General features: G+C 70.7%; 16 protein-coding genes. 4 read left to right on the top strand and 12 right to left on the bottom strand.

Annotation, left to right across the window (positions count from 1 at the left end):
- Nucleotides 1–243: 243 nt before the first annotated feature.
- Nucleotides 244–3,102 (top strand): autotransporter family protein, encoded by a 2,859-nt coding sequence (locus DES41_RS15000; protein WP_114468483.1) that lies wholly within the window; start codon nt 244–246, stop codon nt 3,100–3,102.
- Between the two features lie 187 nt (nt 3,103–3,289).
- Here DES41_RS15000 and DES41_RS15005 read toward each other — a convergent pair whose 3' ends face one another.
- Entirely contained in the window at nt 3,290–3,727 is a 438-nt protein-coding gene (locus tag DES41_RS15005) for a YciI family protein (RefSeq protein ID WP_114468484.1), read from the bottom strand.
- A gap of 147 nt (nt 3,728–3,874) precedes the next feature.
- On the opposite strand from DES41_RS15005, the gene DES41_RS15010 reads away from it, so the two are divergent.
- Nucleotides 3,875–4,636, top strand: a complete 762-nt coding sequence (locus tag DES41_RS15010) for a flagellar hook protein (protein WP_114468485.1) — start codon at nt 3,875–3,877, stop codon at nt 4,634–4,636.
- 8 nt (nt 4,637–4,644) lie between these two features.
- On the opposite strand, the gene DES41_RS15015 is transcribed toward DES41_RS15010, so the two are convergent.
- From DES41_RS15015 to DES41_RS15050, 8 genes are all read right to left on the bottom strand, one after another.
- Entirely contained in the window at nt 4,645–5,325 is a 681-nt protein-coding gene (locus DES41_RS15015) for a DUF799 domain-containing protein (protein WP_114468486.1), read from the bottom strand.
- A complete protein-coding gene (locus DES41_RS15020) occupies nt 5,322–5,717 on the bottom strand; it encodes a DUF4810 domain-containing protein (RefSeq protein ID WP_114468487.1) in 396 nt (131 codons plus the stop codon). The genes DES41_RS15015 and DES41_RS15020 overlap by 4 nt, the downstream gene beginning before the upstream one ends.
- On the bottom strand, nt 5,714–6,388 hold the full coding sequence (locus DES41_RS15025) for a CsgG/HfaB family protein (protein ID WP_114468488.1): 675 nt from the start codon (nt 6,386–6,388) through the stop codon (nt 5,714–5,716). The genes DES41_RS15020 and DES41_RS15025 overlap by 4 nt, the downstream gene beginning before the upstream one ends.
- Nucleotides 6,389–6,523: 135 nt before the next feature.
- Nucleotides 6,524–7,183 carry a hypothetical protein gene (locus DES41_RS15030; protein ID WP_211332986.1) on the bottom strand — a complete coding sequence of 220 codons (660 nt, stop codon included), beginning with the start codon at nt 7,181–7,183 and terminating at the stop codon, nt 6,524–6,526.
- Entirely contained in the window at nt 7,180–8,133 is a 954-nt protein-coding gene (locus DES41_RS15035) for an MlaD family protein (RefSeq protein WP_114468490.1), read from the bottom strand. The genes DES41_RS15030 and DES41_RS15035 overlap by 4 nt, the downstream gene beginning before the upstream one ends.
- A gap of 2 nt (nt 8,134–8,135) precedes the next feature.
- Nucleotides 8,136–8,936 (bottom strand): ABC transporter permease, encoded by an 801-nt coding sequence (locus DES41_RS15040; protein ID WP_245965720.1) that lies wholly within the window; start codon nt 8,934–8,936, stop codon nt 8,136–8,138.
- A 60-nt stretch (nt 8,937–8,996) separates the two neighbouring features.
- Nucleotides 8,997–9,983: a Bug family tripartite tricarboxylate transporter substrate binding protein gene (locus tag DES41_RS15045; protein ID WP_114468491.1), complete on the bottom strand. Its 987-nt coding sequence runs from the start codon at nt 9,981–9,983 to the stop codon at nt 8,997–8,999.
- 61 nt (nt 9,984–10,044) lie between these two features.
- Complete coding sequence (locus DES41_RS15050; protein WP_114468492.1) at nt 10,045–10,431, bottom strand: RidA family protein; 387 nt, start codon at nt 10,429–10,431, stop codon at nt 10,045–10,047.
- 171 nt (nt 10,432–10,602) lie between these two features.
- Here DES41_RS15050 and DES41_RS15055 point away from each other — a divergent pair, with 171 nt between their 5' ends.
- Complete coding sequence (locus tag DES41_RS15055) at nt 10,603–11,211, top strand: IMPACT family protein (protein WP_114468493.1); 609 nt, start codon at nt 10,603–10,605, stop codon at nt 11,209–11,211.
- A gap of 39 nt (nt 11,212–11,250) precedes the next feature.
- Complete coding sequence (locus tag DES41_RS15060) at nt 11,251–11,874, top strand: Crp/Fnr family transcriptional regulator (RefSeq protein WP_114468494.1); 624 nt, start codon at nt 11,251–11,253, stop codon at nt 11,872–11,874.
- Nucleotides 11,875–11,895: 21 nt separating this feature from the next.
- Here DES41_RS15060 and DES41_RS15065 read toward each other — a convergent pair whose 3' ends face one another.
- The 3 genes from DES41_RS15065 to DES41_RS15075 form a co-directional block, all read right to left on the bottom strand.
- On the bottom strand, nt 11,896–13,482 hold the full coding sequence (locus DES41_RS15065; protein WP_114468495.1) for an amidase family protein: 1,587 nt from the start codon (nt 13,480–13,482) through the stop codon (nt 11,896–11,898).
- A 165-nt stretch (nt 13,483–13,647) separates the two neighbouring features.
- On the bottom strand, nt 13,648–15,804 hold the full coding sequence (locus tag DES41_RS15070; protein WP_114468496.1) for a TonB-dependent siderophore receptor: 2,157 nt from the start codon (nt 15,802–15,804) through the stop codon (nt 13,648–13,650).
- Between the two features lie 15 nt (nt 15,805–15,819).
- A complete protein-coding gene (locus DES41_RS15075) occupies nt 15,820–17,931 on the bottom strand; it encodes a TonB-dependent siderophore receptor (protein ID WP_170168186.1) in 2,112 nt (703 codons plus the stop codon).
- Between the last annotated feature and the right edge of the window lie 32 nt (nt 17,932–17,963).

The raw sequence follows: 17,963 nt of genomic DNA on the forward strand, positions 1-17,963 counted from the left end.
GCAGCGCGCCCAGGCCCAGCAGCGGGGTGAAGCGGAGGTGGTGTCGCCGCCGGGCATCGCCGGTGCAGTGCTGGATGCGTGCGGCATGCCGGATCGCTGTCCCGTTGGCTTGGCCATCGACATCTCCGATGTGCCGCCCTGCGACGCGCGGGTGTGGCAGACTTTCTCAGCCGTACGGTGCGGGGACGGCAACCTTGCAACCTCGGCGTGTTCCACGTCGCTCACTCTTGAAGGGCGGTGCGCATGAACCAGGCGTTCAAATGGGTATGGAACGGGGCCAGTCGGGTGCACCGTCCTGGCCTCCACACAGCAGGCCTCGTCGTGGCGGCCTGCGGCGTGCCCCTGGCCCATTCGGGCGACTACACCGTCGCCACCCCCGTCGAGCTGGGCATGGCGATCAACGCGGCGAATTCAGACGGCACGACCTACACGAACATCACGCTGACGGACAACATCACGGTGTCCGTCGGCGGGGTGTTCGATGCCTCCACCAATCCGGTCACGCTGTCCCTGGACACCGGCGGATTCGCCCTGCGCTTCCAGGGAGCACAGGCCTCGGTCACCGGCACGGGGAGCTATACCTACATCGAATTCACTGGCGCGGCAGGCTCTTCGAGCCTGGCCGTGGCCGATGGCGCCATGCTGCAGACCGTTGGCGACATGCTCTTTTCCTCGGGAGGCTTCGACATCAGCGGCAACGGCAGTGCGCTCGTGGTCGAGAAGGACCTGGTGCTGGGCCGAGCCGGCGATGTCACGCTCGCGCTCTCCAATGGCGCCAAGCTCTCCACCGGCCGCTCCTTCGTGGGGGAGCTCCTGGACTACACGGTCGCGACCACCATCACCGCCACCGTGGACGGTGCGGGCACGGAGTGGAATGCCGGTAGTGAACTTGTCATTGGCGGCGCGACTGACAGTACGGCCGTGACCGTGTCCAACGGGGGCACCATCCGGCTCGCGAGCCCGGGTGCGATCGCCAGCATAGGCCGTGGGGGAAGCGGCTCGGTGCTGGTGACAGGCGCGGGCTCCCGCCTACTGTTGAACGCGGGCACGCTGCAAATCGGTGCCGAATACGAGACGGTGCCAGGGGCAGGGACCCTCACCGTCCGCGAGGGTGGCCTGGTCGTGGCGCCTTCCGTGGAGATGGCGATTCGCGACAGCGCGGCGACGGGCGCCCTCGTCGTCGACACCGGAGGCACCCTCGAAACGGGAGCGTTGACCAGGCAGTTGGGCACGGCATCCGTGACCTTCGACAACGGCACCTTGCGCGCAAGCGCCGGCAGCACCACCCTCGCGCCGCTGATCTCCAGGTTCGTGCCTGGCAGCTTCCAGCTGGCAGCCGGTGGCATGCGCCTGGATTCCAATGGCTTCGACGTCACGGCGGCCAGCGTGTTGTCGGGGCCTGGCGGCCTGGCCAAGGAGGGGGCCGGTACGCTCACCCTGTCCGCGAACAATGTCTATGGGGGCACCACGACCGTTGCCCAGGGCCGGCTGCTGGCGGGGGTGACCAACGCCTTCAGTCCCAACTCCGCGCATGTGGTGGCTCCCGGCGCCGTGCTCGATACGGCGGGCCTGAACCAGGTGGTCGCGGGCCTGGACAACCGTGGCACGGTGTCCTTGTTCGGCAACGCCCTGGGCAGCACGCTGCGCACCACCGGCAACTATGTCGGCCGCGACGGGGTCCTGCGCATCGGCACCGTGCTCGGGGGCAGTGGCAGCATCAGCGACCGGTTGGTGATCGACGGTGCTGGCGTCACTGCGAGCGGAACCACCACCGTGCAGGTCAACGTGCTCGGCGGGTTGGGCGCGTTGACCGTGGGCAACGGCATCGAAGTGGTCAGCGCGATCAATGGTGCGACCACCACGGCCCAGACCACCCGGGACGCGTTCAACCTGGCCGGCGGCCGCATCCATGGTGGAGCCTACGAATACCGGTTGTACGCGGCGGATGCCACGGGCGCGGGAGAGAGCTGGTACCTGCGATCCACGGTGCTGGTCCCGGAGGTGGCACCGGCACCTGCTCCGTCGCCGCCTCCCGCACCTCCGGCACCTCCCGCACCTCCGGCCCCCCCTGCACCTCCTGCACCCCCTGCACCTCCAGCACCGGCACCGGCACCGGTGGCCGTACCCACCTACCGTGTGGAGGTGCCTCTGTTCACGGCGCTGCCGGAGCAGTTCCGCGAAGCTGGCCTGGTCATGCTGGGCAACTTGCACCAGCGCGTGGGGGACGATGGCATCCGCGTGGATGGCGGAAACGGCAGCGGTACCCGCCAGCGTCAGGCCTGGGCTCGGTTCATCAGCGCGGACCGCAGCATCGGCCAGGGCGGCAGCGCAGCCCCCCACAGCGAAGGGCGCCTGAAGGGTTTCCAGACCGGCACCGACCTGTGGGTCGACACCCATTGGCGTGCCGGCCTCTACGTGGGCATGCTGGAGAGCAACATGCGTGTCCACGGGTTGGCCTCAGGCGTTGCCAACACGGCCGTCGGCAGCAGCGACCTGCGCAGCCAGAACCTCGGCATCTATGGCACGTACATGGGCGACAACGGCTTCTACGCCGATGCCGTGTTGCAGGCAGGGCGCCTTCGGTATGACCTGCGCCCCATCGCCGGTGCCGCCATCAACGGCAACAAGGGCCACAGCCGGCTGGCCTCCATCGAGGTGGGGCAGTCCTGGCAACTCACGCAGCACTGGCGGGTGGAGCCTCAACTGCAGCTCGTCCACCAGAGCCAGACGCTGCAGGACACGCAGATCGACGCCGCACTGGTTCAGCAGGACAGCCACAGTGGCTGGATGCTGCGTGCGGGTGTGCGTGTGAAGGGTGAGATCCATACCGCTGCCGGCGATGTCGTACAGCCCTATGCCCGGTTCAACCTCTACCGCCGAAGCAGCGGCACCGACATCACGCGCTTCATCGGCCCGGGAGGCTCCGCGGACATCGCCACCAGGACCGGTGGCACGAGCAGCGAACTGGCCGCCGGTGCGACCTGGAAATTGAGCCCCAGCGTGAACCTCTATGGTGAGCTCGGCAAGCTGTGGGCCGCGGGTGGCGGAGCGCGCACGCGCAGCGGCGTCAACGGCAGCCTGGGCATCCAGGTCCTTTGGTGAGGGCTCCGACGTGCCGCAGGCACGTCGGCGATCGGCGTGCTGTCCTGGTTGCTGGGGGAATGCGCCACTCGGCATGGCCGACACGCTGGCGCAGGCCCAGCTTGCTGGAAGGCGTGCGACGGTGCCGGGGTGCGCCTTCGTGGGGCCGTTCGTGCAACGGCGTGTGGCGGCAACGAAGGAGTGCGACCTAGGCCCCGGACTTCTGCTGCGCGGCCACCTGCTCGCGCAGCCGCTCTTCCTGCGCGCGCAACTCCGGCGTCAGCGCCTCGCCGAAGTCCTCGGCATCGAACACCTGGCGGATCTCGAGTTCGGATTCGCCCGGCATCGGATTGGGGCAGCGCCTGGCCCAGGCGATGGCCTCCTGCAGCGAGGCGCACTTCCAGAGCCAGAAGCCCGCGATCAGTTCCTTGGTCTCGGCGAAAGGGCCGTCGACCACAGTGCGCGCCGGCCCGGAGAAGCGCACCCGGGCGCCACGCGCACTCGGGTGCAGGCCCTCGCCGGCCTGCATCACGCCGGCCTTGACGAGTTCCTCGTTGTAGCGGCCCATCTCGGCCAGCAGCTCGGTGCTGGGCATCACGCCGGCTTCGCTGTCGGCCGTGGCCTTGACGATGACCATGAAGCGCATGTCGATCTCCTCGGGTTGGTGGAACGGGAGTGTTCCTGTGCCTGCACGACGCACGGCGGCGGTGGATTTCGACACGCCCGGAACTGGCCGGTCTTTCCCCGCCATTTCCGGTGCTGCCGGCGCGTCGGCCTGACTATCCTCGTGCCCATGCGCACCGGCAACATCTCCGTCGACAGCGTGCTCGCGCAGGCCCAGGCCAAGCTGGCCGGCAGCGCGCAGCAGGCCACGTCCACCGACAAGTCCACCACCAAGTCGGCCGACACCGAAGCGCTGGGCAAGATCTCGCCCGTGCTGGCGCAGGTGCACGAACGCATCGCCGCGCAGGCACAGACGGTGACGGCCTCGCTCTCCGCGCTTGGCAGCTTCAAGTCCGGCCTGGTCGACCTGGGCACGGCCGCCAAGGGGCTGGGCGCGCTGTCGCCATCCAGCACGCCCGAGGCGATCCAGTCGGCGCTGGGCAAGCTGGTCTCCGCCTACAACGCGACGCTGAAGGGCGCCGCCGCAGTGGGCAGCGACGCAGGCGTCGGCCGCACCGAGCGGGCACTGGACAACGCCGTCGACGCGCTCGACGTGCCGCGCGGCAACCTGGCCAAGCTGGGCATCGGCCGCCAGGCGGACGGCACGCTGGCGCTGGACAGCAGCGTGCTGGGCAAGGCGGTGGCCGGTGGCGCGGCCGGCGTGGTCGATGCCTTGTCGACGCTGGGCGACAGCCTCGCCGGCGCCAGCACCCAGGCGCTGGCCAACGAAGGCCGCCTGAGCGACTACCTGGCCCGCCTGGACAAGCGCTCGCAGGCGCTGAAGGACCAGCAGGCCGCCGTGCTGAGCACGGCGAACAAGCTGTCGCAGATCAACAGCGCCAGCAGCAGCCTCAGCGCCATGGCGCTGGCGGCGTACCGCAACGCGGGCTGAGGCTTTTTTTAACGCCGGTTGCCCGGCACCTGCCCGTACAGCGGCGAGCGCGGGCCCGGCAGCACACCGTCCAGCCGGGGCGCGCCCAACAGGCGCTGGCCCGCGATGCCGGCGTAGTTGTACGCGGCATCGGTGCTGGTGTTGACGATCTGGTGCACGATGGCCGTCACCAGCATGCCGATGAGCCCGCCCTGCGACTGCTGCTGCTCGGCCGACGAGGCCGTGGCCTTGCCGGCCCACAGCTGCGTGCCGGTGCGCAGGTCGACGATGCGGGCCTCCGCCGTCACCCGCGTGTCGCTGGCCAGCACCTGGTAGCTGGTGCCGTACTGCGTGATCTTGAGGTAGACCGCAGCATCGGCACCGAAGAACTCGCGCAGCTTGGCAGGCGGGATGGCCTGCGCGTCCTGCGCGGTCTGCACTCCGTTCTGGTGGAAGGTCTCGTCGACCAGCGCCACGGGCAGCACGTAGTAGCCGGCCTCGGCCAGCGGCAGCGTGGTGTGCGACCACAGGCCGGCCGTGGCGTTGACCTCGGGCGAATCGTTGAGCGGCGGCAGCACCAGCAGCGTGGCCGGCTTGGCCTGCTGGAAGGCGCTGTAGTCGTAGGGCGCGCGCTGGGTGGCGCAACCGGTCAGCAGCAGCAGGCCGGCGGCGACTGCCACGCTGGCGAAGCTGGCAAGGCGGATGGTCATGACGGTTTCCCCGGGGTCGGCTGGGCCGCGGCACCGCCGTCGAGCCGCTTGAGCAATTGGTCCATGTAGGGGCTCGACTCGGGGAAGGCCACTTTCTCGGCCTGCCAGCTGGCGCGCGCCTGGTCGGCCGCGCCCACCGACAGCTGCAGCATGCCCAGGTGCGCGCGGAAGCCCGGCGGCAGCGCGGCGCCAGCGGCGCGTGCCTTCTCGGCATGGGCCTGCATGGCCAGGATCTGCGCGTTGGCATCGGCACCCGAGCGCTGCAGCACCTCGTACTGCTGGCGCGGGAAGCCCTCCCACGAATACAGCGGCTTGTTCGGCGCCGCGCAGGCCGTGAGCAACAGCGCGCCGGCCAGCGGCAGGGCGCGCCACATCGGCAGTGCAGCGTTCACTTGCGCTCCTGGCCCCAGCGGCCGGCGTCGCGGCCGGTCACCAGCGCGTCGACCGCCTCGCGCATGGCCAGGTCCAGCACCTTGCCGTTGAGCGTGGCGTCGTAACCCGCGGTGCCGCCGAAGCCCAGCACCTCGCGGTTGGACAACGCGTACTCGCCCGCGCCGCCGGCCGAGAACACCACCTCGGAGGTCAGCGTGTTGACCACGTTCAGCGTGATCTTGGCGTAGGCCACCTGTTCCTTGCCGCGGCCCAGGATGCCGAACAGCTGGCGGTCGCCCACGTCCTTGCGGCCGAACTCGGTGATGTCGCCAGTGACCACATAGGAGGCACCGCGCAACTGCTGCGCCTGGCCTTGCAGCTTGGCCTCCTGGGCGGCCTCGGCCATGTTGTCGCGGTCGAGCACCGAGAAGCGCTGCGACTGCTGCAGGTGCGCGATCAGCGTGGTCTTGGCCTGGCTGCCGAGCCGGTCCACGCCATCGGAGAACACGCCGCGCATGAAGCTGGAGCGGTTGTCGAACTTGCCGACCGCGACCGGCACGCGCGGGCCGCCATAGGGCGTGGCAGCGGCCGCCACCTGGGCCACCTGCACGGTGCGCGAACTTTCGGTGGCGCAGCCCACCAGGGCCAGCGCGGCCACAGCAGCCATCGAGACGGCCAGACGTCGTTGCATGGGAAAACTCCGGTTCAAGAAGACACAACCCGGTCAGCAAGGGACCGGTGAAATAAATTGTAGACAAGGAAAGTTGACGGTCGGCTTGAATGCAATGCGCCGCCAGACAGGCGGCATCGCCGGGCCGCTGGGCGCTCAGTTCACCAGCTGGATGCGGCGGCGGATGCCTTGCGCCGCTGCCGCATCGCCTGCGGACTCGGCACCGCGCAATTGGGCACCGAGCCAGGCCAGCAGCGGCCGGCGCCAGCCCTGGCCAGAGGCGGCCTGCACGGCCGCCGCGACGTCGGCCGGCGCCGCCCGGCCCTGGCGCAGCAGCACCGCCGTGCCGACCAGCCGCGCCAACGGGTCCTGCGGCTCGGCCCCGAGCGAACCGCCCACGGCCAACGCGCGGTGCTGTGGCGGCAGCAGGTCGGCCTGCGCCGGTGGCACTGTGCCGTAGAGGAAGGCCGCATAGGCCTGCTCTGCCGGCGCAGCGTCCACAGCCAGCGCCGCATACGCCGGGCAACCATCCAGGTCCAGGCTGGCCACACGGGCGGCGCACAGCACCAGCTCGGCCCGCGCCAGCAGCGCCGGCTGGCCGGTGCGCGCGATCTCGCTGCGCGCACGCGCCATCTCGGCGTCGGCCACGCGCGCCTCGCCGTTCAGCGTGGCGGCCACAGCGGCCTGCAGGGCGCCGTGCGCGTTGCCCTGCCAATCGGGCACCGCCGGGCGCGAGGCGCAACCCGCCACCAGCAGCACAGCCAACAGGGCCGCCCCCATGATCGCCCTCTTGACCGCCCTCTTGACCGCCCTCATGGCAGCTCGATCTCCGTCTCGCGGGCGAACGGCCATTTGCGGTTGACCTCGCCGAGCAGCGTGTCCACGCGGCGCAGGCTGCGCTCCACCTCGGCGCGCAGCGGTGCCAGGTCGGCCGTGGCCTCGCGGGCGTTGGCCCCCACGGCCTGGGCTTCGACGAGCACCGCGTCCAGCTTCTTCAGGCTGGCGCGGGCCTCGGTCAGCAAGGTGTTGACTTGGCGCAGCGTGGACTGCGCGTCGTCGGCCATGCCCTTCTCGCCGAACAGGCGCCGGTCGGCGTTGCCCACCAGCTGGTCGGTGCGGCCGAGCAGCGCATTGGCACGGTCCAGCGCCGTGACCAGCTTTTTCGCGTTGTCCTCGCCGCCCATGGCCGCGCCCAGCACGCCGTAGCGGCCGTTCAGTCCATCGCTCAGCGTGCGCAGGTTGGCCAGGCTGGCATCGACGTTGCCGCCCTCCTGCGTCATGCGTTCCAGGTTGCCGACCAGCGCCTGCATGGTGGCCACCAGGCGCGGGATCTCGGCGCTCACGTCGCCGCGCAGCACCGGGCGCTCGGCGTCCGGCGGCAGCGGCGGATCGGTCAGCACACCGGTGAAGGCACGCAAGCGCGCCTCCCCCACCAGGCCACGCTCCAGCGTGTAGATGCTGGTGCTGCGCAGCCAGCCGACGTCCTTGGTGGCCACCGCCACGACGATGCGCACCTTGGCATCGTCGGCCAGCTCGATGCGGCGCACGCGGCCCACCGGAAAGCCCGCGAAGGTGAGGTCCATGCCCACGCTCACGCCCTCCGAATCCTCGGCCAGCAGGCGCAGCTCCTGCGTCTCCTCGAACACGCCACGCGCGTAGAGCAGGTAGGCAGCAGCGCTGCAGAGCAGCACCAGCACCAGGGCCAGCAGCACGCCGGCCTTGAAGCCCACGTTGCGCGGGGGCGGAGCGTCGTGCAGTTCGTCCATGGCTACAGGAACTTCAGCGCCAGCGAGGCCGCCTGCAGCAGCACCAGCACGGCCAGCACGCGGCGCGTGCCTTTGCGCACCGCAAAGCCGCCGGCCGGACGCTGCGCCAACGGTTCCTGCAGCGCGCTGGCCAACGGCACCACGGCCACCGTCAGCGCGAACAGCGTGGTCTTGAGACTCAGCGCCAGGCCGACCGCCGGGTCGAACACGCGGCCCACCATGCGCGTGTAGGCCTCGAAGCCCCAGGGCGAGATGCCATAGACCACGGTGTAGGCCAGCACCAGCGCCAGCACGCCGCTGGCGATCGCCAGGGCCAGCACCGCAAAGCTGAGCGCCAGCACGCGCGGCACCAGTTCCAGGCGCCAGCGCCGCGCCGCGATGGCCTGCGGCGCCAGGCCGCCCGCCGCATCGGGCGCGGGCAGCAGGTCGCCGGCCAGCGCCACGCGCAGCAGCACGAACAGGGCCGCGCCCAGCGGCACGAACTCCAGCACCAGCACGCGCACCACCATCTCGAGCGCGAACTGCGACAGCCCATAGCTCTGCGCGGTGACCACCAGCGTGCGGATCAGCGCCAGGCTGATCAACGCGCTCAGCAGCGCGAACCAGGGCAGCGCCAGCCAGCTCGTGGCGTGCAGCAGGCGCGCCGTGGCAGCGCGGCTGCGCGCGTCGTGGCTGGACGGCGACAGCGCATAAACCGCCGCCACGGCACCGAACAGCAGCACCGCCCACCATTGGGCCAACGTGCGGCGCACGCGCCCGCTCGGGAGCAGCGGCGCTGGCGGGAACGGGAGGCTGGCGGGCATCGGACGATGATAGCGAGCGGGCCCGCCCGCCCGGCCGCGCCTACACCCGGCCTGGATCTCCTAGTCGATGACCGCGCCCGAGGTCTGCACCATCTCCTTCCAGCGCGGCGCGTCCGCCGCGAGCAGCGCGCGCGTGGCGTCCACGCTGGCGGCGGTGGCCAGCACCAGGCCGGCTGTCTTCAGCCGCGTCGCGAGCTCCGGCGTGGCGGCCCGCTGCACGCCCTCGAAGATGGACTGCACGACGGCCGGGTCCATGTTGGCCGGCCCGGTCAGCGCGTTCCACGATTGCAGGTCAAGATCGCCCAGGCCCAGGTCTGCGAACTCGCCCAGGCCCGGCACCTCCGGCATGACAGGGCTGCGCTCGCGGCTCCCGACCGCCAGGGCGATGAGCTTGCCCGACGCGATGTGCGGCATCAGCGCGGGCATGAAGTCGAACACCATGTCGATCTGCCCGCCCAGCAGGTCGGTCAGCGCCGGCGCACCGCCGCGGTAGGGCACGTGCATGATGTTGGCGCCCGAGCGCTTGGCCACGGTGGCGATCAGCAGGTGCGCCGGCGAGCCGTTGCCAGCCGAGCCCTTGGTGAGCTGGTTGCCGGGCTTCTTCGCCCATTGCAGCAGGCTGCGGAAATCGGTCCAGCCGTTCTTCTTCGCGCGCTCGGGCGTCACGCAGCACACCACAGTCGAGGTCACCAGGCGAGCGATCGGCGTGAAGTCGCGCATGCCGTCGTAGGGCGGCTTGGCCATCATGAGCGGCAGCGCCGTGAACAGCGAGACGTTCAACACGCCCAGCACGCTGCCGTCGGGCGCGCCGTCCTTCACGGCCTGCATGCCGATCGCACCGTTGGCGCCGCCGCGGTTGTCGATGACGACGGACTGTCCCGTCGCCGCGGTGTAGGCCGTGGCCCAGTTGCGGCCGATGGCGTCGGCGGCGCCGCCGGCCGGATAGGGCACGACCCAGCGCATCGGCCGGCCTCCCGGCAGGATCTGCGCCTGCGCGGCGGCGGGCAAGGCGAGCATGAGGGGCAGAAAGGAACGGCGGCTCAGCATGGTGGGTCCTGCAAGGATGGTGGTGAATCAGGAGCGCGGCGGGCAGCGTCGGCGCGGCGGCTCAGTCGGCGCCCAGGTAGGCGGTCGCGTCGATCTCCACCAGGCAGTCGGGCGAACCCAGGCCGCTGACGATGGCCGACACACGGTGCGGCGGGTCTTCTGCGAAGTTGGCGAAGTACACCGCGTTCATGGGCGCCCAGTTCGCGCGGTCGGTCACGTAGACCGTGCACTTGACCACGTCGCTCAGGCTGCCGCCGGCTTGCTCGACCAGCGTGCGGATGTTGTCGATGGCCTGCTGGGTCTGCGCCTGCACGTCGCCCACGGCGAACTGGCCCTCCAGGTTGCGGCCGGTACAGCAGACAAACAGGAAACCACCGGCCAGCGTGGCCTGTGCGAACGGGAGGGCGGGCTTGAAGACCCGGTCGGAGGCGATGGCGCGCTTGGGCATGGCAACGGGCTTTCAGGCAATGGGATGTGGGAACGGGGAAGGGTCCGGCGTCGGCGTAACAGCGCAACCGGCCAAGCAGGTTCCGCGCCATTTCCATGCGGCACCCGCGACCGCGCGCCGGCATGGCCAGCGCTGCCCGGGCCAGGCACCGGCGCTGGGTAAGCTCGGTCCATGCCACAGACGATCGCCAGCCCCGTCCACCACGAACTCGTGATCAAGAAGAGCCGCTTCATCGGCTGCGTGCAACCCGTGCCCGACCGCGCCGGGGCGCTGGGCGTGGTCGCGGCCCTGCGCGCTGCGCACCCTGGCGCCGCCCATGTCTGCTGGGCGCTGCTGGCCGGCGGCGATTCGGCCGCGGTGGACGACGGCGAGCCCGGCGGCACTGCGGGCCGGCCCATGCTGCACGTGCTTCGCCAGCAGGACCTGGACGGTGTGCTGGCCACCGTGGTGCGCTACTTCGGCGGCATCAAGCTGGGCGCCGGTGGACTCGTGCGCGCCTACACCGATGCCGTGGCGCAGCCGCTGCTGGTGGCCGAAAAGGTCACGCTGGTGCGCTGGCAGACACTGGCCTGTGTGCTGCCCTATGCGCTGGAAGGCGGCGTGCGCCGCGCGCTCGACGCGGCCGGGGCACGCGCCCTCGTCGTCGACCACGGGCCGCTGGTGCACATGCGCTTCGAGGTGGCTGGCGACGCCGAGGCCGCGCTGCGCACGCGGCTGGCCACGCTGGGCCAGGGCCGCATCGGCTGGCCCGCCGACGCCATCACGCCTTCCTTGCGCTAGCGCAAAGGGCCGGTCCAAGGTCTCGGTCACAGTGGCGCCATGCCACTGTCCGTAGCACTCCTGCTCGACGCACCGATCCGCACGGCAACACCCGGCGAAGTGCTGGCCGCGCGCCTGTCCGTGCCCCAGACCGCCCTGTACCTGCAAAGCGGCCGCGTGGTCGCCGGCCTGCTGCAGCGCGGTGCGCTGCGCCACCGCCTCGTGGAGTTCAAGGGGCCGTGCTGGCTCGACGCGGCCTCGGCATTGCTGGAGCAGCCGTCTGCATGCGACTGGGTGGCCGATGGGCCCGTGGCCTTGCGCACCCTGCCGGCGGCAGCACTGCGGCGCTGGCACGCCGGCCTGCCCGAAGCCGCCGCCCGCATGCTGATCGACATGGCGCAGGCGCAGCGCCGCCAGACCGAGGCCACGCTGGCCCTGCTGGCGCAGGACGCCGAAGCGCGTTGCGCGCAGTGGCTGCTGCAACATGCCCGGCGCGCCGACGATGGCCGCGTGGGCATCGAGCTGCAGCTGCGCAAGCGCACGATCGCCGCGCAGCTGGGCATGGCGCCCGAGACCTTCTCCCGCGTACTGCGCCAGCTGCGCGAGCGTGGGCTGGTGCTGCAGGCCGGCAAGCAGCTGTTGCTGCCGGACCCATCCCAACTGCAGCAGATTGCCGCGGACTGAGCCCCTTCGGGCCAGAACCGGCTACTTCAGCGCAGGCGTGCTGGCCGGCGGCTTGCGCACCCGCATGGCCTGCTCGAACGCATAGGCATAGCCCAGCAGGCGCGGCTCGGTGTAGTCGGTGGCCAGCAGCTCGGCGCCGACCGGAACGCCCAGCGGCGCACTCGACGTGGGGGTGGAAAAGCCGGCCGGAAACGTCACCGCGGGAAAGCCGGTGCCGTTGGACAGCGTGCCGTTGCGCTCGGGCTGGTCGCCCTGGTTCGCTGCCGACACCAGCACCCGCTGCAACGGGTACAGGATGGCATCGATGCCAAGCTCGGCCATGCGGCTGGCCACCAGGATGCGCAGCTTCTCGCGGTTCAGCGTGCGGTCCTTGTAGGCCGGATCGGCCATGCCGTTCTCGACCGCGATCTCCGCCTCCAGCGTCTTCTGGATCGCCGGCGAGGCGGTCTTCGAATCGACCAGCTGGCGGAAGCTGGTGACCGGCTGGCCCGGCCCCAGGTCGGCGAAGTACTGGTCGAACACGGTGCGGGCCTCGTAGCGGTCGGTCGCCACCAGGGTCGACAGCTTGTCGTACTCCGGCAGCTCGAAGCGCACGATGGTCGCGCCCATGGATTTCATCGCCGCGATGGCCCGTTCCATGACGGCGTTGACCTCGGCATGGCGCGGCTCGCGCCCGTACAGGTTGCCCATCACGCCGATGCGCGCACCGTTCAGCGCACCGGCCTGCAGTGCGCCCACGTAGCTGGCCGGATGCTTGCCGACGCCCAGGGCCGTGACCGGGTCCTTGGGATCGAACCCCACCATCACCTCCAACAGGCGCGCGGCATCGGCCACGGTGCGCGTGATGGGGCCGATCTCGTCCTGCGTGGCGCTGTTGGGCATCACGCCCGAGCGGCTGACCAGGCCGCGCGTGGGCCGCACGCCGACCAGCGCATTCGCCGAAGCCGGCGAGCGGATCGACTGGCCCGTGTCGCTGCCCGTTCCCAGCAGGCCGAAGTTGGCCGCCATGGCCGCCCCCGTGCCACCGCTGGAGCCACCGGGGTTGCGCGTCAGGTCATAGGGGTTGAGCACCTGGCCGCCCAGGCTGCTGATCGACACGCCGCCGCGCGCGAACTCCTGCAGGTTGGACTTGGCCAGGATCAGCGCGCCGGCCTCGCGCATGCGGGCAACGCTGAACGCATCGGCGCGCGGGCGCGAGTCCTTCATCGCCAGGTTACCGCTGCTGGTCGGCATGTCGGCGGTGTTGAAGTTGTCCTTGAGCACGATGGGCGCGCAGTGCAGCGGACCCACCGGGCCCTTGCCTTCCCGGTAGCGGCGGTCCAGCTCGGCCGCCGTCTTCATGGCGTCCGGGCTGACGGTGATGATGGCGCGCAGCGCCGGCCCCTTCTTGTCGTAGGCCTCGATGCGGGCCAGGTACTGCTGCACCAGCGACTGGCAGCTCAGCGTGCCGGCCTTGAACGCGGCATGGACGGACGCGAGCGTGGCCTCTTCCAGCACGAAAGGCTGGGCCTGAGACGGCAGGCAGGCGGCGAGCAGGCCTGCCGCCAGTACGGATGAACGGAAGCGGGACAGACGGGAAAAACGGGACGGACGGGACAGATCGGGCATGGAACTCCTGGCGTTGGAATGGCACCGGGCCGGTGCATGGCGAACATGCTCCGGCCCGACACCGCCCTGGAAAGCAAGGGGTATGCCTCCTAATTGGCCAACGCAGCGGCGACCCGGTCCGAACCGGTGCCCCACCCGCCGCTGCAGGCCGCGGTCCGCTCGCCGTCAGAACCGGTAGGTCGCGCTGGCAACCACGTTGCGCCGCGCACCCACCCAGCAGTCGCCGCGCGCCAGGCAGGTGCTCATGTAGACCTTGTCCGTCGCGTTGGCGATGTTGAGCGCATAGCGCCACTGGTCGGTGTCGTACGCCACCATCAGGTCCAGCAGCGCGACCGACGGCACGCGCGGGCCCGACGGGCTGCTGGATTCGTCGGTGAACGCGCCCATGAACCGCAGGCCCGCGCCGACCGAGAAGCCTGGCAGCCCGGCGATGGCGAAGCGGTGCTTGCCCCAGACCGCGGCCTGGCGCCGCGGCATGCCGCCCAGCTTGGCGTCCGCGTCGGTGTAGTTCACATGGGCGATCACGTCCGTGTGGCGGCCCACGGAGGTCTTCAGTTCCAGCTCGACGCCCTTGTTGCGGGTCTCGTCGAGCTGCAGGCCATCCCTCGGATCGGTCGGGTCGGAGACGGTGCGGTTCTTCTCCTTGAGCCGATAGACCGAGGCGGTGAACGCGACGGGCACGCCTTCGGGCAGGTACTTCACGCCCGCTTCGACCTGCTCGCCGCGCAAGGGCTTGAACAGATCTCCGCCCGCCGTGCGGCCACCCTGCGGCGTGAACGATTCGGTGTAGCTCACATAGGGCGACCAGCCTGCGGGCAGCGTGTACATCAACCCCAGCCGCTTGGTCGTGGCGGTCGTCGTCTCGCTGTCGCTGCCGTCGGAGCGGGCCGTGGCGCGGTCGTGCCGCAAGCCGGCGACCAGGATCCAGCGGTCCAGCTTCATCTGGTCCTGCAGGTACACGCCGACGTTGCGCTGCACCGTGCCCGGGCTGTCCACCAGGTTGCCGCGGTCCGGCACGTCGACGCCGTAGACCGGCGCATAGGCGTCGATCACGCTGACCTGGGTGGCACCCTCGCGCACACGCTGGCGCTGGCGCGAATAGTCCAGCCCGGCCAGCAGGGTGTGCTGCACGGCGCCCGTCTGCAGGCGGCCTTCGGCATGCGTGTCCGCGCCCAGCATGCGGGTGCGCGTGATGCTCCTGCCGTAGTAGCGCTCGATGAGGCGCTGGTTGACCGGGTCCACGCTCCAGCCGCCGGCCGGCACGTCGGGGCGGTTGCCGAAGAAGTTGGCGTAGAAGTAGTCGGAGTCGTTGCGGTTGCGCGAAGCGCGCAGATTCTGCCGCAGCGTCCACTGGTCGTTGAACCGGTGCTCGAACTGCCAGCCGAAGGACTGGCGGTCGGTGTCGTAGCCATCGCCCGGCTCGCCGATGAAGCGGCTGGTGGGCAAGGCGCCGTTGGGGTTGGCCAGCAGGGTGCCGTGCCACGGAAAGAACTGCGCGGTGGTGCCCGACTTGTCCTTCTGCCAGTAGCCCTGCAGGACCAGCGACGTGGCACCGTCCGGCCGCCAGGCCAGCGATGGCGCGACCACCGTGCGGTCGTCGGGCACGTGGTCGACCTGGGTGTCGGCCTGGCGGTGCAGCGCGACCAGGCGGTACGACCAGTCGGCCGAGAGCGGCCCCGTCAGGTCGGCCTGCACCTGCTTGCGGCCCCAGCTGCCGAACTGCACGCCGACCTCGCGCTGCACCTCCTGCAGCGGCCGCTTGCTGACCATGTTGACCACGCCGGCCGCCGTGCCGGCGCCGAACAGCATGCCGGCGGGGCCGCGCAGCACCTCGATGCGCTCCAGCGTGTAGGGGTCGGGCCGGATGGTGCTGGTGTAGTAGCCGGCCGAGTACTGCTGCAGGCCGTCCAGGTACAGGCTCGGCTCGATGCCGCGGACCATCACCGAGTCGGTGCGCGAATCCAGCCCGTAGCCATCGGAGCGCACGCCGGCCGCATAGGCCAGCGCCTCCTGCAGGTTGGTGGCGCCCTGGTCGACGAGCTGGTCGCGCGTGACCACGGTGACGGCCTGCGGCGTCTCGGCCAGCGGGGTGTCGGTCTTGGTCGCAGTGGCGGCGCGCCTGGCGCGGTAGCCCACCACGGGCGAGGTGGCGGTCTCGCGCTCGGCGTTGGCGTTCACGCGGATCTCGCCCAGCGTGCCGGCGGTGGCCGCGGGGGCGGTGGGCGCTGCCGGAGCGGGGGGCGCGGCGGTGGTCTGGCCCCAGGCGGGTGCGCCGGCCAGGGCAGCGGCCAGCAGCACCGGTGTTGCGGTGTTCTTCCTCATCGGTTCTCTCTCCTGTCAGTAACGAAGCTTGAGTGCCAGCACCGCGCTGCGCGGCGTGCCGTAGAAGTTCTGCCTGGCCAGGCCGGAGACCTTCTCGTAGTAGGTTTTGTCGAACAGGTTGTCGACCGTCAGCCCCAGCTCGACGTGGTCGTTGAAGGCGTAGCCGAGCTGCAGGTTGGCCAACGCGTCGTTGCCGGACACCAGCCGCAGCGCGCCGGCCTGCGCGTAGAAGCTGCTGCGCCAGGAGATGCCGCCGCCCACGCTGAAACCGCGCAGCGCGCCATCGCGGAAGGCATAGCGGCTCGACAGGTTGACCACATGCCTGGGCGTCAACGGCGCGAACGCCAGGCCCAGTTGCGTGGCCGGGGCCTTCAGGTACTCGGTCCTGGTGTAGGCATAGCCGGCCAGCACATCCCAGCCTGGCGCGACCTGGCCGCTGGCCTCCAGTTCCAGCCCTTCGCTGCGCACCTCCCCGCCGGGGATGGAGGCGGTGCTGACCACGGGGTCGGCCATCGCGCGGTTCACGTCGTCGATGCGGAACAAGGCGGCCTGGGTCTGCAGCCGCTTGTTCAAGAACTCGCCCTTGAGCCCCACCTCGATCTGCTTGGCGCTGCGCGCGGGCAGCAGTTGGCGGGCACTGTCGAGCTGGCTCTGCACCACGAAGCTCTCGGCATAGCTGGTATAGGCGGTGAGTTGCGGCGTGAGGTCGAACAGCGCCGCCAGGTTGGGGGTGAACTGGCGGCCCGGCTTGCTGCGCGACGTGACCTGGCCGTCGCTGGCTTGCTCGACTTCCACCTCGGCCCAGCTCAGCCGGCCGCCGGCCAGCAGGCGCAGCCGCTCGGTGGCGCTGAACTGCACCTGGCCGTACAGCGCGGTCTCGGTGCGCTTGGTCGTCGCCGTGAAGCCCGGCAGCCTGAGCTGCGGATAGGCCATGCCGACGTAGCCCGGCACGAAGATGTTGACCGTGGAGCCCGGACCGTAGGCGTAGTTGTTCTCCCCGCTCTCCCGCTCGTTGCGATTGACGCCCAGCAGCAAGCGGTGCTCGCGCCCGGCGAGCGTGAAGGGCGTGGCGAGGTACAGGTCAGCGCTGCGGTCCTTGAGCTGGCCCCGCAGGTCCACCGTCTCGAACGCGAAGTCGCCGTTGGCCGCCACGGCGCCGTTGGCACGGCCCGAGCGGTAGAAGTTGTCGCGCCGCACGTCGCGCAGCGCCGCCTTCACCAGGCCGCCGTTGCCCAGGCGGTGCTCCAGTTCGGCGAACACATCGCGCGTGTCCATGTCCTGGCGGTTCGCACGCGTGCCCACCACCGTGCTGCGCGGCACATCCAGCAGCTGGCCCGTCGCGTAGGCCGGCAGGCCCTGGTCGACCATGGAGCGCACGCGCTGTCGCGTCGCGCCAACCGACAGCGTGGTCGAAGGCGCGATGTCCAGCTCCAGCGTGCCGTAGGCGGCATGCTTGTTGGAGAAGAGCAGGTCGACGAAGCTGTCGCGGCGGTCTTCCACCACCACCACCCGGCCACGCAGCGTGCCGGCCGCATTCAGCGGGCCGGTCAGGTCGGCCTCCAGGCGGCGCAGGCCGAACGATCCCAGCTGCGCACCGCCGCCGATGCGCAGGCTGTTGAGCGCACGCTTGCGCACCAGGTTCACCGCGCCCCCGGGCTCGCCGGCGCCCTGCAGCAGGCCGGCCGGGCCGCGCAGCACCTCGACCCGGTCGTACAGCGACAGGTCCAGCGCCGTGGCGTAGTTGGGGCCCTGCGCGATGGGCAGGCCGTCCAGCAGCACGGCGCCGATGTCGAAGCCGCGAGCCTGGATGCTGTTGTAGTTGCCGGCCCCGTCCAGCCGCGTGATGTTCACCCCGACGGTGGACTTGAGCGCATCCTCCAGCTTGGTCAGGTTGCGGTCGTCCAGCTGCTGGCGCGTGATGACGCTGACGGACTGCGGCGTCTCGCGCGGCGACAGGCCGGCCTTGCCGATGTCCAGCGTGCGGGCGGTGTAGGTGCCCTCGGTGGTGGTGGTGTCGCTGTCGGTGACGCGCACCTCGGGCAAGGCCTGTGCGGCGGCGGTGGCGCAGCAGGCCAGCAAGGCCAGTGCAGTGGTGGCGGCCCGCGGGCCGGCGATGTCGTGCGACACGAAAAGCTCCTTCCAGAGATGGGTGGGGAGCA

The organism is Pseudorhodoferax soli (assembly GCF_003337555.1).
GTDB classification, from domain to species: domain Bacteria; phylum Pseudomonadota; class Gammaproteobacteria; order Burkholderiales; family Burkholderiaceae_C; genus Pseudorhodoferax; species Pseudorhodoferax soli.